The following is a 13,955-nucleotide window of genomic DNA, read 5'->3' on the forward strand; positions in this document are numbered from 1 at the left end:
TTAGATTACGGCTGCCACCTATTCTAGGTCGCCGAGCAGGCCGGTCAAAGCGGCGGCCACGGGGCCCGGATCGGTGGCCGGGGCCAGGTGGTTGGACGCCAGCTCCCGCACCGGCCAGCCCAGATCCCGTGCGGCGGCGGCATGTTCGGCGTACGCCTCGGTCAGCAGCAGGTAGCCGCTAGGCCCGTCCCACCCCGCCGACGGCCGCTGCTCCTTGAGGAACTCGACGGCCACCTCCGGCTCCTCGTCGATCATCTCGGCCCGCAGCGCCTCGTCGGAAACCAGCTCCGCCAACGGATTCGGCGTGAACCAGTCCGACCAGCGCGGCAGTTGGCCCTCCCGGGCGGCGGCCCGCAGGGTGGCGAACCGGCTCGGGTGCAGCTCCCGGAAACTCCGGCCGGGAGTGGGCAGTTCGGCGTCCACGTACACCAGGCCGGCCACCATCTCGTCCAGCTCGGCGGCGAAGGCCGGCAGCAGCGGCCCGGCCCCGCTGTGCCCGACCAGCACGGCCGGCTCGGCCAGCCCCACTTCGTCCATGGCGTCGGCAAAAGCGCCGATCAGGCGCTGGTGCACGGGCGCCGCGCTGACCGTGACGCGCAGGTCGACCAGACACGACTCGATGCCGCCCGCCGCCAGGACATCGGCGAGCGGACGCAGGCTCGCCGGACCGAGATAGGGACTGTGTATCAGAACTATGGGCAAGAGATCCACCGCGGGCATGGAGTGGATGATGGCAGTCAACCGCACCGGGGAGGCAATCTTGGGCGCACTGCTTGTCGCCGGCACCACATCCGACGCCGGCAAGAGCGTGCTGGCCGCCGGCATCTGCCGCTGGCTGGCCCGCCAGGGCGTGCGGGTGGCCCCGTTCAAGGCGCAGAACATGTCCAACAACTCGGCCGTGACGGTCGAGGGCGGGGAGATCGGCCGGGCCCAGGCGGTGCAGGCGGCGGCCTGCGGACTGGAGCCGAGCGTGCGCTTCAACCCGGTGCTGCTCAAGCCCGGCGGCGACCGCAGTTCGCAGGTTGTGGTGCTGGGCAAGGCGGTCGGCGAGGTCAGCGCGATGTCCTATCGGGACCGCAAGCGTGAGCTGTCCGTGATCGCCCGATCGGCCCTTGCGGAGCTCCGATCGGAGTTCGACGTGGTTATCTGTGAAGGCGCAGGTTCACCCACTGAGATCAATCTACGGGCCACCGACATCGCCAACATGGGGCTCGCTCGGGCCGCGAACCTGCCCGTTCTGGTGGTCGGGGACATCGACCGGGGTGGGGTTTTCGCTCATCTCTTCGGCACGCTGGCCCTGTTGGAGCCGGCCGACCAGGTCCTGATTGCCGGATTTGTCGTGAACAAGTTCCGGGGCGATCCGGCCCTGCTGGAACCGGGCCTGCGCCAACTGCGGGGCCTGACCGGCCGTCCGGTGTACGGCGTGCTGCCGTGGCGGGAGGATCTCTGGCTCGACGCCGAGGACTCGCTGTCCTATGTGGCCGATGGCGTCATCGGCCGTCCGGCCCCGCCGGCGGGCGGCCAGTGGCTGCGGGTGGCGGTTGTGCGGCTGCCTCGCATCTCCAATGCCACCGACATGGAGGCGCTGGCCGGAGAACCCGGGGTTTCGGTGCGCTTCGTGACCGAGCCGTCACGCTTGGCTGACGCGGATCTGGTGGTGCTGCCCGGATCCAAGGCCACGGTGTCCGATTTGGACTGGCTGCGACGCACCGGACTGGCAGATGCTGTTCGATTGCATTCCCAGTCCGGGCGGCCGTTGTTGGGAATCTGCGGCGGTTTCCAGATGTTGGCCCGCACCATCGCCGACGACGTGGAGTCCGGCGCGGGCGAGGTGCCGGGGCTCGGCCTGCTGGACACCGAGATCGCCTTCGCCCCGGACAAGACGCTGACCCGCCCGGCCGGCAAGGCGTTCGGGCACGCGGTCGACGGTTATGAGATCCACCACGGTCGGGTGGCCCGGCGGGCGGCCCGGCTGGGCGGCCTGATCGAACTGTCCGACGGGGACGTGGAAGGCGTCGTGGACGGCCCGGTGATCGGCACCCACTGGCACGGCCTGCTGGAGAACGACGGCTTCCGCCGCGAGTTCCTGCGCTGGGCGGCGGCCACGGCCGGCCGCGACGGCTTCGAGGTCGCGCCGGACTACTCGTTCGCGGCCGCCAGGACGGCCCAGCTGGACCTGCTGGGGGATCTGGTCGAGCAGCATCTCGACACGGACGCGCTGTGGGCCCTGATCGAACGCGGCGCCCCCGACGGGCTGCCTGTGCTGCCGCCGGGGGCGCCTGCGCTCGACTGACCCGACTGAGGCCTCAGTGGGTCTGTGGCCTCAGTGGGAGGTCGACGTGGCGGTGGTGCTGGTCGGCGTGGCCGCCGTGCCACCGTCGGCGCCGATGATGGCCTTGGCCACCGAGGCGCCGTTCGCGCCGAGACCGGCCGTGTAGCTGGCGATGACCGCCTGCTCGCGGGCGGGGTCGGTCTGCTGGCCGCCGCCGGAGGTGCGGATCTTCTGCACGGTCGCGGCCGCCTCACCGCGCTGCTTGAGCAGCTCGATGATCTGCTTGTCCAAGCCGTCGATGATCTTGCGCTGCTCGTCGATCGACGCGTTGGGGTCGGCCGTGGGCACCGGAGGCACCTGGTTGGCCGGCAGCGTCGAGGTCGCTTCCTTGCTCGGGGAGCAGGCCGCCGCGGCAAGCAGGGCCACCCCACCCAGACCGGTCAGCGCGGCCCGGCGGGACAGGCTGGTACTGCGGACGTCCATCGAGAACCTCACATAAGCAGGTCTTCGGCACGATCATTGCCCTAACGAGCCCGATCGTAGGACCTCGCCCGTCAGGCCCGTTCGGCGGTGTGCCGCTCCAGCAGCTCGTCGAGGAACGTGCCGGCCTCGCGGGCCGCCCGCTCGGGGTCGCCGGCCCGCACCGCGTCCAGGATGCCGTCGTGCGAGATCTGCCCGGATTCCCGCGGCGAGATGTTCACCGTCGCGGCCACGCTGGCCCGCACCACCTCGGTCAGGCCGCGGTGCAGCTCGGTGAGCAGCGCGTTGTGCGAGGTCTGCACGATCAGCAGGTGGAAGGCGGTGTCCTTCTCGATCATCGCCTCCCACGCCTCCTCGGCGGCGGCCCGGTTGCGCTCGGCCAGCAGCGCCTCCAGCGCGATCACCTCGTCCGGCGTCCGGTGCTTGGCGGCCAGCCGCGCGCCCTCCACCTCCAGGGTGCGGCGCACCTCCAGCACCTCGCGCAGCTCGTCGCCGACCAGCCGGCGCACCGCGCCGGACAGTTCGCTCGTCGCCCGAACAAAGGTGCCGTCACCCTGGCGGACCTCCAGCAGGCCGGCGTGGGCCAGCGCGCGGACCGCCTCACGGACCGTGTTGCGGCCGACGCCCAGGGCACTGACCAGTTCGGGCTCGGCGGGTATGCGCTGGCCGACGGGCCACTCCCCGGACGAGATCGCCTTTCGCATCTGCTCGATTACCTGGTCCACAAGGCCAGTTCGGCGAGTAGTGGCCAACGGCACGGGGTCATCCTCTCGTCCGGACATCCTACGTTTGTCATAGTGTGACAGTGACGACCCAGCAGCACACGCCGGACCGAACTCCGTCAGCCGATCAGAGTGCCATCCGAGGCAAGCGGACAGCGCATCTGCTTGAGTCGGCAACCAAGCTGCGGTCGCGACACGCCGTGCTCGCGGGAACCACTCTGCTGGCGGTTGCGGTCACGCTGGCGGCGGCCAACCTGCGCATCTCCGTGACCAGTCTGTCCTCGGTGCTCGGCGACGTCCAGCAAGGACTCACAGCCACCTCCGCATGGGCGAGCGCGGTGACCGCCGCCCCGTCCATCTGCTTCGGCTTAGCGGCCCTGCTGTCCCCCTGGCTGGCCCGCCGGCTCGGCGGCGGCCCGGCCATCGGCGCCGCCCTGGGCCTGCTCACGATCGGTCTCGGCGTTCGGGTGCTGGCCGGCCCGGGACTGCTGCTGATCGGCACCTTCGTCGCCTGCGCCGGCATCGCCGTGTGCAACGTGCTGGTGCCCGTGGTGGTGAAGGAATCCTTCCCCAACCGACTGGGGCTCATCACCGGGATCTACAGCTCGTCCATGGCCGCCGGCAGTGCCATCGCCGCCGCGGCCACCCCGCCGCTGGAGACCGCCGCCGGCAGTTGGCGGCCGGCCCTGGCGGCGTGGGCGATCCCGGCCGCGCTGGCCCTGGCGGTGTGGCTGTTCGGGGCCCGCAAGGACACCTCGGTTGTCACGCAGGCTCAGGTTCAGCACTCCCGGCGCAACCTGCTGCGGGCGCCGATGGCCTGGGTGTTCACCCTGCTGTTCGCCGTGCAGTCGACCTACGCGTACGTGATCATGGGCTGGCTGCCGGAGATCCTGCGCGACGCCGGCGTCGACCGGGACGCCGCCGGGGTGCTGCTGGGCATCACCATGGTCGTCTCCGTGCCGCTGAACCTGGTCGTGCCGACGCTGGCGGCCCGGCTGCGCTCGCAGTCGTGGGTGATGATCGGCCTGACCGTGCTGCCGGTGCTGGGCGTGCTCGGCGTGATCCTGGCCCCCCAGGCCGTGCCGGTGCTGTGGGCGCTGCTGCTCGGGGCCGGCATGTCGATCTTCCCGGTGGTGCTGACCATGATGGCCCTGCGCACCCGGACCTCGGCCGAGACCACCCAGCTGTCCGGCATGTCCCAGGGCTTCGGCTACCTGATCGCCTGCTGGGGCCCGTTCCTGGCCGGCCTGGTCCACGGCTGGCTCGGCTCGTGGACCGTGCCGCTGATCCTCGTGCTGGGCATCCTCGCCGCCCAGGCCACCCTCGGCGCCATCATCGGCCGCCCCCACCTCATCTGACTCCCCGGTCCCGCCGGCGCGGCCCCGGCGCTTGGAAGGGGGCTTTCCTACACTCCAAGTGGAGGAAAGCCCCCTTCCAAGCGTGAAAAGTCAGTCCAGGTTGAGTTTGAGGAGGGCGTTTTCCAGGAGTTCGGGCATGGCGGGGTGGATCCAGTACTGGCCGCGGGCCAGCTCGCGGGCGGTGAGGCCGAAGCTCATGGCCTGGATGACCAGCTGGATCAGGGTCGGCGCCTGCGGGCCGATGATGTGCGCGCCCAGCAGCTTGCCGGTGGCCGGGTCGGCGATGAGCTTGGCGAAGCCGGAGGTGTCCTCCATGGCCCAGCCGTAGGCGATGTCGGCGTAGTCCTGGCTGGCGGTCACGTAGCGCAGGCCGAGCGCGCGGGCCTGCTGTTCGGTGAGGCCGACCGAGCCGATCTGCGGCGAGGAGAACACGCCGTGCGGCACGAACCGGTGGTCCGCGTCGACGGGCTCGTCGGGGTGCAGCAGGTTGTGCTGCACGATCCGGGCTTCGTGGTTGGCCACGTGCTTGAGCTGGTAGTCCGAGCTCACATCGCCCAGGGCCCAGATGCCCTCGACCGCGGTCCGCTGCTTCTCGTCGACCACGATCCGGCCGTCGACGTGCGTGGTGACGCCGGTGGCCTCGACGTTGAGCAGGTCGGTGTTGGGGATGCGGCCGACCGCGGCCAGCAGCACGTCGCCCTCGACGACCTCCGCGCCGCGCGGGGTCTCCAGGTGCAGCCGGACGACGCCGTCGACGCGTTCGACCCGGACCGCCTTGGCGTTCAGGCGGACGTCCCACTTCTTCGACGCCAGCTCGGTGAACCGGGCCGACACGTCCTCGTCCTCGCCGCGCAGCAGCGCGCCGGAGCGGGCCACGACCGTGACCTCGACGCCGAAGGAGGAGAACACGTGCGCGAACTCGGTGGCCACGAAACCGCTGCCCAGCACGATCATCCGGCGGGGCAGCTCGTCCAGGCGCATCACGTCCTCGTTGGTGAGGAAGCCGACCTCCTCGATGCCGGCCACGTCCGGCACGATCGGCCGCGAGCCGGCGGCGATCACGAACCGGTCGGCGGTGATCGTCTCGCCCGTGCCCGTGTCGAGGGTCTTCGGCCCGGTGAAGTGGGCCTCGCCCTCGTACACGGTGACGTTGGCGTTGCCCTCCTTGCGCCAGCGCCGGCCGCCGGCCGCGATCGGGTCGATCCGGCCGAACACGCGGTCCCGGATCTCCGGCCAGCGCACGCCCAGGAGCTGCTCGTCCACACCCAGCCGGGCCGCGCCCTTCGGCGTGGCCGCGACGTCCGCGGTGTGCACGAACATCTTCGTGGGGATGCACCCCACGTTGAGGCACGTGCCGCCGAACACGCCCTTCTCGACGATCGCCACGTTCCAGTCGGCGAAACGCTCGTCGACGATCGAGTTGCCGGAGCCGGTGCCGATTACCACCAAGTCGAAGTGCCGCACGTAGCCATCAAACAGGAAGGATGGCCGCGGGATTCCCACGGCCACCCCGGTGTAATGGAATCGTCAGTGCGAGTAGACCGGCGTGATGATCGCGCGGGCCAGGGTGTGGAAGGCCAGGTTGAAGCTGACGAACGCGGGCGAGGCGTCCGGCGTGACCTCCAGCTGCTCCACGTCCACCGCGTGCACCACGAAGTAGTAGCGGTGCACCTGGTCGCCCTGGGGCGGGGCCGCGCCGCCGTAGTTGGCGGTGCCGAAGTCGGTGCGGGTGTGGAACGCGCCGGCCGGCAGCGTGTCGTCGCCGGCGCCCGCACCGGACGGCAGCTCGGTGACCGTGGCCGGGATGTTGACCACCAGCCAGTGCCAGAAGCCCGACGGGGTCGGGGCGTCCGGGTCGTAGCAGGTCACCACGAAGCTCTTGGTCTCCGCGGGGAAGCCCGCCCAGCTCAGCTGGGGCGAGACGTTGTCGCCGCTGACGCCGAAGCCGTTGAAGACCTGGGCGTTGGGCAACTGCTGGCCGTCCGAGACGTCCTTGGAGGTGACCTCGAACGAGCCGGCCGCCGGCAGCAGCTCGTAGGGGTCCGGCTTGACGGGGCGGTCGAGACTCATGCGATGGCCTCCGTAACACACGGTTGAGAACTCGACCCTAGTCCCGCGGGCCAGATAGTTGGGTACGGGGTGCAACCCCACACACCGGTTGGGCGTCACTAAATCGAGTGATGCTCGATTACGGGGTGGAAGGTTCTCACATGCGTGCCTGGATCGTCGCTGTCGCGGCCATTGTCGCTGGTTCCCTGCTTGCTGGCTGTGAAGCCGGGTCCGAGCGTTCCGTCGCGGGCATGACCCCTGGCACCACCAGTAGCAGTCCGACTCCACCGAGTAGCACCACGACGACTGCTCCGCCGCCTTCGGCCGCCCAGCCTTATCCCTTCGGCGCCGTGCAGGCCCACGCGCCCGCCACCGTCGACGGCAAGGCGCCCGTCGTGCGGCACATCGACACCGGCGGCAAGCCCTACGTGTTCATCACCATCGACGACGGCGCCGTGCAGGACCCGCATGCGCTGCAACTCATCAAGGATTCCGGCGCGCGGCCCACGCTATTCCTCAACGAGCAGTACGTGCGCGGTCACGAGGAGTACTTCAAGCAGTTGCAGGACCAGGACAACCTGGTGATCGGCAACCACACCGTGAGCCACCCCAACCTGGCCAAGATGTCATACGCCGCGCAGAAGAAGGAGATCTGCGACGACTCCGACGCCTTCGTCAAGGCCTTCGGCCACCGCCCCACCCTGTTCCGCCCGCCCTTCGGCAACTACAACGCCGACACCCAGCGCGCCGCCGCCGACTGCGGCCTCAAGGCCGTCGTCCTGTGGACCGCCGCCGTCAACGACGGCGTCGTCCAGTTCCAGGGCGGCGCCAAGCTCAAGGCCGGCGACATCGTGCTGATGCACTTCCGCAAGACCTTCGTCGAGGACTACACGGCCTTCATCAAGCGGGCCAAGCAGGACGGCCTGACCCCGGTGCCCCTGCCGGATTTCCTGGCCTGAACCTCAGCCGGCCTTCAGCAGCCGACGGGCCAGTGCCAGCGCGGCGTCGGGTTTCTTGCCGGGCAGGGTTTCCTTCCGTGCGGGGGCGCGGTGCTGCACGGCGCGTTCGACCACGGTGTCACCGGTCTCGGCTTCCAGCGCCGGGGCGTAGCCGGCCGTGCGCAGCGCTTCCAGCGTGGCGGCCACCGGCTTGGCGCTGATCACCACGGTCGGGGCGATACGCCGAAGCCCCAGCTTGCGCAGGCTTCGATGCTGAGAGATCTCCATGATCAGCGCCTCGTCGTCGGAGCGGACACAGCAGGCCGACCGGACCACCTTGATCGTCCCGTGCTTGCGGGCGGTGTCCTTGATCAGGTACTCCAGCGGCTGCGGCAGCGGTCCGTGTGCGACCGCCGCAAGCCGCTCCAGCAGCTGCGACGCGTCAGTCCCCGCATCCAGCGCCCTGCGAACCGAGTCCGGGCCGATCCGCCAGACCACCGCATGTCCGTCCGACTCGCGCTCGGCTGTCGAGTTGAGCAACTCGGCCAGAGCCGGAGCGGGCGCGCCGGTCACCACCACGGTCAGATCGGCCTGGAAAAGCGCCGTTTCCTGCGGTGCGGGCAGCGACTCCCGCAGCACCTGGCCGAGCACCGCCAGTTCCTCCGCGTCGCTGCCCGGACCCGCGTCCGCATAGCGGAGCGCGGCGGATCCGATCGGAGTCAGGGCGTCGTGGGCGACCAGCCCGAGCAACTGCGCCTCCGCCATGGTCGCGGTGACGCGTTCCACCGCGTCCTCGGTGACACACAGCGGCCGGCGCCAGCGCGCCGCCATCAGGAGCTCCTCGATCGGGACGCCTCCGGAGCACTCACGATCGGTCCTGGGCAGTTCCTCGAGCACCCGCAGCACCGCTGACCGCAGCCCCGCCGCCTCCCGGTCTCTGACCTCGGCCAGCGCCACCGGGGTCTCGCCGTTGTCCGGCCACCAGGTGGGGATGTCGGCAAGCCTCGTCCACGCCGCGACCACCGGGGCCATCCGGTCGGCGGGCGCCCACGTCAACCAGCGGTCGTAGACCGGCGTCGGCAGCAGGTGTGCCGCCTGTGTGGTGGCCTTGACCCCCACCAGCCCCGCGGCGTCACAGAGCTCGATCCACAACCGCGCCTCGTCCTCGGAGGCGCTCAGGACCTTGGCGAGCCTGCGGGTCTCCCGCACCGCCAGCCCACCGCTCTTGCGGATCGCGGCCGGCGCGACGGCCAGGGCCGCCAGCAGGTTCTCGATTCGCCCGATCGCGGTCGACATGGCCGCCTGCGCCTGCCCGTGGACCCGCTCGACCGGCACCGGCGCGCAGGTCGGGACCGGCGGCTCCGGATCGAACGGATCAGCCAGGCTGTCCTCGCCGGCGATCGCCGCCACCACCTCCCGCGGCACGTCCGCGCGCTCCGGAGCCAACGGCACCAGCAGCGCCCGCTCGGCCAGCCAGTCAGTGCCCGCATCGCCTGATCCGCCGACCCGGAAACGGTATTTGCCGCGGTCGGCCTCGAAGCAGTACGTGGCCAGCACCTTGCGGGAGGGCACCATCTGATCGATGATCTCCCGAGCGCGCTCGGGGGCCTCGGCCAGCAACGCCCGCACCGCGGCGGGATCACTGAGCAGGGCGACGATCTGCTGTTGGGCGGCCGTGCGGGTGGCGGCCTTGATGCCCAGCGCGTCGGCGATCCGCCGCATCTCCACCATGGTGTACGCGGAGTTCAGGGCCTGGTCCAGCGGCCTGGGATGATGCTGGACCCGGTGGAACACCCGGTAGATCGGCTCAGGCACCCTGACCTGATCGGGTTTGGCGGGGACCCCGACGGGCAGCAGAAACAGCCTGGACCGGTGCCGGTCCAGCATGGCCAGCGCCGCGTCTCGTCGCTCGCCCGGCCCGACGGCTCCCACTCGGGCCAGCAGCTCCGGAAGCGACACCGTCAGCAGGGGCGGATGGCCGTAGTAGGCAGACCTCGGCCGCTCCACCGGCGTGGCGAGCGCGCACGCCGCCACCAGCAGCTGCTGCTCGGGCTGGGTGAGGAGCTTGATCGACGCGCCGACGCTGTGCACGTTCAGCAACTGCTGAGCGAACTGCCGCATCGACCTGGGCGGCGCGCCATAGGGGGTCCACTCACCGACGAGGGCGGCCAGCGCTTCGTCGGTGCGCCCCAGCAGCCAAGCCGTCACATCGTCGATTTCCGCCACGCCTGAACAGGTTAGCGAAGGTCGACTATCGCCCAGAATCGGAATGCGTCAGCACGCCGAAGGCCTCGTCCATGAGGCGGGCGGGTTCGACGGAGGGGCCGACGGCGAGCCACTGGCGGCAGACGACGTCGAAGATGGCGAGCGCGGAGCTGGCCAGGACGTCGGCCTGGAGCGGGGGGACGGAGCGGGCGGTGAGGGCGTGGATGAGCAGGCCGCGCCAGCGGTCCTGCTTGTCCTGGTGCCGGGCGCGCAGGGAGGGGGTGCCGTTGATGAGGCGCATGAGGGCCATGGCGTCGTCGGCGCGGTGCAGCATGGGCGTGAGCAGCACGGAGCAGGCGGCGCGCAGGGCGGTCCACGGGGGTTCGGCGGCCGGCCGGGCGGCGACGGCGGCGGCGAGTTCCTCGCCGAGGTCGTTGAGCAGGCCGAAGACGGTGTCTTCCTTGGACGGGAAGTAGCGGAAGAAGCTGCGGCGGGACAGGCCGGCGGCCTCGGCGATCTCGTCGACGGTGGTCTGCTCGAAGCCGCGCTCGATGAACAGGGCGAAGGCGGTCTCGGCGATCTCGGTCCGCATGGCCAGTCGGGCCCGCGCCCGCAACCCCTTCGTCATGCCTCTGAGTGTAACCGAGGGCATCGGATGACACAGGTGGCACTCAGTGCCATACTGGCTTCAAACGGCCCCGATACCCGGAGACACGCCATGGCACAGCACTGGACCGAAGCCGACATCCCCGACCAGACCGGGCGGACGGCGCTGGTCACCGGCGCCAACGCGGGCCTCGGCTTCCACGAGGCGTTGCAGCTGGCCAAGCACGGCGCGCACGTCTACGTCACGGCCCGAAACCCGCAGCGCGGCGAAGCGGCGATGGCCAAGCTGCGCCAGCTGGCCCCGGCCGAGAACCTGGAGCTGGTCTCGCTGGACCTGGCCGACCTGGACTCGGTGCGCAAGCTGGCGACAGAGCTGCCGCCGCTGGACCTGCTGCTGAACAACGCGGGCGTGATGGCGGTGCCCCGCCGCGAGACCACCAAGCAGGGCTTCGAGCTCCAGTTCGGCACCAACCACCTGGGCCACTTCGCGCTGACCGGCCTGCTGCTGCCGGGCCTGCTGTCCAAGCCGGGCAGCCGGATCGTGACGCTGAGCAGCTCGATGCACCGGATGGGCCGGATCAACCTGGACGATCTGCAGTCCGAGCGGCGCTACGGCGCGAACACCGCGTACTCCCAGTCGAAGCTGGCCAACGCGATCTTCACGGTCGAGCTGGACCGGCGGCTGCGCGCGGCCGGCGCGGACGTGCGCAGCCTGGGCGCGCACCCCGGCTACGCGGCGACGGACCTCCAGTACAGCGGCCCACAGCTGGGCGGCGGCGGCCTTTACGCGGTGTTCATGCGCATCGTCACGCCGATCCTGGGCCAGCCAGCCGCCCGCGGCGCGCTGCCGGCCCTGCGCGCGGCGGTGGACCCGAGCGCGCAGGGCGGCCAGTACTACGGCCCGCACGGCCTCGGCGGCTCGCGCGGGTTCCCGGTGGTGCAGCGCTACATCAAGGCGGCCTACGACCAGGACCTGGCCGGCAAGCTGTGGGACGTCTCGGTGAAGCTGACCGACGTCGACTACCCGGAGCTGGCCGGCAAGGCGGGCTGACCGGACCGGGGCTGCGTCCCCTCCGCGGAGCCCCGGCCGGTGTCTAGCGGCAGAGGATCCGGTCGCGGGCTTGGCGGAGTTCGGCCGCCGAGCCCGCACTTGTCTTGCGCCAACCGACAAAACCGTCCGGGCGGACCAGGATGGCGCCGTCCTCGTCGATGCCGGCGGCGTCGGCCCAGCCGTCGACGGCGTGGGCGGGGATGCCCAGTGACGCCGCGGCGGTGAGCCAGCCGTCGGCCTTGGAACCGGTCAGCAGGGTGAAGCCGTCGATGAGGTCCAAAGTGGACTTGCCGGGGGAGATCCACAGGTGGGGGAGGCGGCTGCCGGGGGCGCCGTCCAACACCAGATCTTCCAGTGACGGCAACGGTTCCGCGCCGATGACGGCCGGGGAGTCGTACCGGTAGCCGGCCATCACCACCAGCACGTTGGCCATGCCGACGGCGGCCCGTTCGGCCGCCCGTTCGGGCCGCAGATCCCAGTGCAGCTCCCGGTGCTGGCCGCGGATCAGGGACTGGGCCATGGTGAACTCCGCCACCGGCTTGCGTTCCAGCTCGTACGTGTCGAGCAGCGCGTCGCCGCCGGCGGCCAGCTTCCACGCCAGGTTGTGGCCGTCGGCGACGCCGGAGTTGAGGCCGAAGCCGCCGGTCGGCGGCACCACGTGGGCGGCGTCGCCGATGAGGAAGACGTTGCCCTGCCTGAACTTCTCCGCCACCCGGGCGGTGGAGGCCCACGGCAGCATGCTGATCACGTCCACCTCGACGTCGGACACGCCGGTGGCGGCCCGGATCCGCCGCCGGAACTCCGAGACCGGCATGGCGGGGTCGCCGCCGGGCACGTGGAAGATCCACCGGCCGTCGTCGTCGACCTTCATCAGGATCCCGGTCGACTCCTCGTTGCGCAGCACGGTCATCGAGTAGTCGGGCGCCGGCAGGCCGGGGGCGCGGAACAGCACGTTGAGCATGTGGTCGCCGAGCACCCCGGGCCCGGTCGTCCCGATGCCGAGCAGTTGCCGGACCCGGCTGCGCGCCCCGTCGGCGGCGATCACGTAGTCGGCTTCGACGGTCATGCCGGACGCCGTGGTCACGTAGCCGTCGCCGACCGCCACCACCTCGGCGTCGAAGTCGGTGCGCACGCCGAGTTCCCGACCCAACTCCAGCGCCGCGCGGTCGATGCGGTGCTGCGGGCAGCCCTTCGACGCGGCCGGTCCGATCTCGGGCAGTTCGATCGGCGCGGCCATCGTGGTCAGCTCGGTCAGGCTGGGGCCGGTGCCGACGCTGGCCCGCCCGCGGTCGGTCTCGAACTCGATGCCGGCCCAGCGGGCGATCTCGGCCGACCGTGGATTCAACCCGAACGCCCTCGGATGGTCGGACACGGCCGGCCGGCGCTCCAGCACCCGCGCCGAAACGCCCTGCCGGGCCAGGAACACGGCGGTGCACAGGCCGACCGTGCCGCCGCCGACGATCACTACGTCCATGCTCTCCCCCTTCAAAGTGGGAACAACGTTCCCGTCTTGGGAACACTGTACCCACTTAGTAGGCTGCACGCCATGCCCCAGGACTTCACGCTGGTCTGGACGCGAGTGGCCGAGCAGCGCCGCCGCCAGGCGCTGAGCGTCGAGCAGATCGTCGCCGTCGCCGTCCGGATCGCCGACGCCGAGGGCACGCCGGCGCTGACCATGCGCCGGGTGGCGACCGAGGCCGGCACCGGCACCACCTCGCTCTACCGCTACGTCACCAACAAGGACGAGCTGGTGGAGCTGATGGTCGACGCCGTACAGGGCGAACGCGAGCTGCCCGAGCAACCTTCCGGCGACTGGCGGGCCGACCTGACGCTGGTCGCCGAGCGCCTGCGGGCCACGATGCTGCGCCACCCGTGGCTGGCCACCGAGCTGGGCGGCCGGGCCCCGCTGGGGCCGAATGCCTTGCGCACAGCCAACTTCGCGATGCTGGCCGCCGCCGGGGCGACCGAGGACACCACCACGGCCGCGGCGCTGCTGGGCGTCGTCTCCAACTACGTGCACGGGGCCGTGCTGTCCGAGCTCTCGGAGCTGGAAGCCGTGCGCCGCAGCGGAATGAGCAAGGACGAGTTCCGCGCGGCGGTCTCCCCGTACGTCAAAGAGGTCGTCGTGGACAGCGGCGCCTATCCCGCGCTGCTGCGCCGGATGATCGAGGCCGACGACCTCAGCTACGAGGACCAGTTCGCCTTCGGGCTGCGCTGTGTGCTGGCGGGCATAGAAAAGAGCGTGGCCCGCTGAACAGAAGCGGGCCACGCTCG

The 13,955-nt window shown here is 70.9% G+C and carries 13 protein-coding genes; 5 read left to right on the forward strand and 8 right to left on the reverse strand.

Features of this window, described 5'->3' with window-relative positions; genetic code table 11:
- Positions 1-18: 18 nt before the first annotated feature.
- Positions 19-711, reverse strand: a complete 693-nt coding sequence (locus ACIG5F_RS26300) for an alpha/beta fold hydrolase (protein WP_396522058.1) — start codon at positions 709-711, stop codon at positions 19-21.
- A gap of 49 nt (positions 712-760) precedes the next feature.
- On the opposite strand from ACIG5F_RS26300, the gene ACIG5F_RS26305 reads away from it, so the two are divergent.
- Positions 761-2,293, forward strand: a complete 1,533-nt coding sequence (locus ACIG5F_RS26305; RefSeq protein ID WP_396521792.1) for a cobyric acid synthase — start codon at positions 761-763, stop codon at positions 2,291-2,293.
- 30 nt (positions 2,294-2,323) lie between these two features.
- Here the strand turns inward: ACIG5F_RS26305 and ACIG5F_RS26310 are convergent, their stop codons facing one another.
- Together ACIG5F_RS26310 and ACIG5F_RS26315 are read right to left on the reverse strand one after the other, a co-directional pair.
- On the reverse strand, positions 2,324-2,755 hold the full coding sequence (locus tag ACIG5F_RS26310) for a chorismate mutase (protein ID WP_396521794.1): 432 nt from the start codon (positions 2,753-2,755) through the stop codon (positions 2,324-2,326).
- Between the two features lie 71 nt (positions 2,756-2,826).
- Positions 2,827-3,510: a FadR/GntR family transcriptional regulator gene (locus ACIG5F_RS26315; RefSeq protein ID WP_396521796.1), complete on the reverse strand. Its 684-nt coding sequence runs from the start codon at positions 3,508-3,510 to the stop codon at positions 2,827-2,829.
- Between the two features lie 164 nt (positions 3,511-3,674).
- Here ACIG5F_RS26315 and ACIG5F_RS26320 point away from each other — a divergent pair, with 164 nt between their 5' ends.
- On the forward strand, positions 3,675-4,832 hold the full coding sequence (locus ACIG5F_RS26320) for an MFS transporter (RefSeq protein WP_396521798.1): 1,158 nt from the start codon (positions 3,675-3,677) through the stop codon (positions 4,830-4,832).
- A gap of 90 nt (positions 4,833-4,922) precedes the next feature.
- Here ACIG5F_RS26320 and ACIG5F_RS26325 read toward each other — a convergent pair whose 3' ends face one another.
- Both ACIG5F_RS26325 and ACIG5F_RS26330 read right to left on the reverse strand, forming a co-directional pair.
- Positions 4,923-6,296, reverse strand: coding sequence for a mycothione reductase (locus ACIG5F_RS26325; RefSeq protein WP_396521800.1), 1,374 nt, complete (start codon positions 6,294-6,296; stop codon positions 4,923-4,925).
- Between the two features lie 63 nt (positions 6,297-6,359).
- Complete coding sequence (locus tag ACIG5F_RS26330; protein WP_396521801.1) at positions 6,360-6,902, reverse strand: kinase inhibitor; 543 nt, start codon at positions 6,900-6,902, stop codon at positions 6,360-6,362.
- Between the two features lie 329 nt (positions 6,903-7,231).
- On the opposite strand from ACIG5F_RS26330, the gene ACIG5F_RS26335 reads away from it, so the two are divergent.
- Positions 7,232-7,840: a polysaccharide deacetylase family protein gene (locus ACIG5F_RS26335; protein WP_396521803.1), complete on the forward strand. Its 609-nt coding sequence runs from the start codon at positions 7,232-7,234 to the stop codon at positions 7,838-7,840.
- 3 nt (positions 7,841-7,843) lie between these two features.
- On the opposite strand, the gene ACIG5F_RS26340 is transcribed toward ACIG5F_RS26335, so the two are convergent.
- Together ACIG5F_RS26340 and ACIG5F_RS26345 are read right to left on the reverse strand one after the other, a co-directional pair.
- Positions 7,844-10,045 (reverse strand): helicase-associated domain-containing protein, encoded by a 2,202-nt coding sequence (locus ACIG5F_RS26340; protein ID WP_396521805.1) that lies wholly within the window; start codon positions 10,043-10,045, stop codon positions 7,844-7,846.
- Positions 10,046-10,070: 25 nt separating this feature from the next.
- Positions 10,071-10,652 carry a TetR family transcriptional regulator gene (locus tag ACIG5F_RS26345; protein ID WP_396521807.1) on the reverse strand — a complete coding sequence of 194 codons (582 nt, stop codon included), beginning with the start codon at positions 10,650-10,652 and terminating at the stop codon, positions 10,071-10,073.
- 90 nt (positions 10,653-10,742) lie between these two features.
- Here ACIG5F_RS26345 and ACIG5F_RS26350 point away from each other — a divergent pair, with 90 nt between their 5' ends.
- Positions 10,743-11,681: an oxidoreductase gene (locus ACIG5F_RS26350; protein WP_396521808.1), complete on the forward strand. Its 939-nt coding sequence runs from the start codon at positions 10,743-10,745 to the stop codon at positions 11,679-11,681.
- Between the two features lie 43 nt (positions 11,682-11,724).
- Here ACIG5F_RS26350 and ACIG5F_RS26355 read toward each other — a convergent pair whose 3' ends face one another.
- Positions 11,725-13,155: an FAD-dependent oxidoreductase gene (locus tag ACIG5F_RS26355; protein ID WP_396521810.1), complete on the reverse strand. Its 1,431-nt coding sequence runs from the start codon at positions 13,153-13,155 to the stop codon at positions 11,725-11,727.
- A 72-nt stretch (positions 13,156-13,227) separates the two neighbouring features.
- On the opposite strand from ACIG5F_RS26355, the gene ACIG5F_RS26360 reads away from it, so the two are divergent.
- The gene (locus ACIG5F_RS26360) at positions 13,228-13,935 is read left to right on the forward strand and encodes a TetR/AcrR family transcriptional regulator (RefSeq protein WP_396521812.1); all 708 of its coding nucleotides are present in this window, start codon (positions 13,228-13,230) and stop codon (positions 13,933-13,935) included.
- The last annotated feature ends 20 nt before the right edge of the window (positions 13,936-13,955 follow it).

Source organism: Kutzneria sp. NPDC052558 (assembly GCF_044547355.1).
In the GTDB taxonomy this organism is placed as follows: Bacteria; Actinomycetota; Actinomycetes; order Mycobacteriales; family Pseudonocardiaceae; genus Kutzneria.

What these genes read in the sequence shown, in the direction of transcription:
- ACIG5F_RS26345 (WP_396521807.1), bottom strand. Translation starts at nt 10,652, where the DNA reads ATGACGAAGGGGTTGCGGGCGCGGGCCCGACTGGCCATGCGGACCGAG.
- ACIG5F_RS26310 (WP_396521794.1), bottom strand. Translation starts at nt 2,755, where the DNA reads ATGGACGTCCGCAGTACCAGCCTGTCCCGCCGGGCCGCGCTGACCGGT.
- ACIG5F_RS26350 (WP_396521808.1), top strand. Translation starts at nt 10,743, where the DNA reads ATGGCACAGCACTGGACCGAAGCCGACATCCCCGACCAGACCGGGCGG.
- ACIG5F_RS26330 (WP_396521801.1), bottom strand. Translation starts at nt 6,902, where the DNA reads ATGAGTCTCGACCGCCCCGTCAAGCCGGACCCCTACGAGCTGCTGCCG.
- ACIG5F_RS26355 (WP_396521810.1), bottom strand. Translation starts at nt 13,155, where the DNA reads ATGGACGTAGTGATCGTCGGCGGCGGCACGGTCGGCCTGTGCACCGCC.
- ACIG5F_RS26360 (WP_396521812.1), top strand. Translation starts at nt 13,228, where the DNA reads ATGCCCCAGGACTTCACGCTGGTCTGGACGCGAGTGGCCGAGCAGCGC.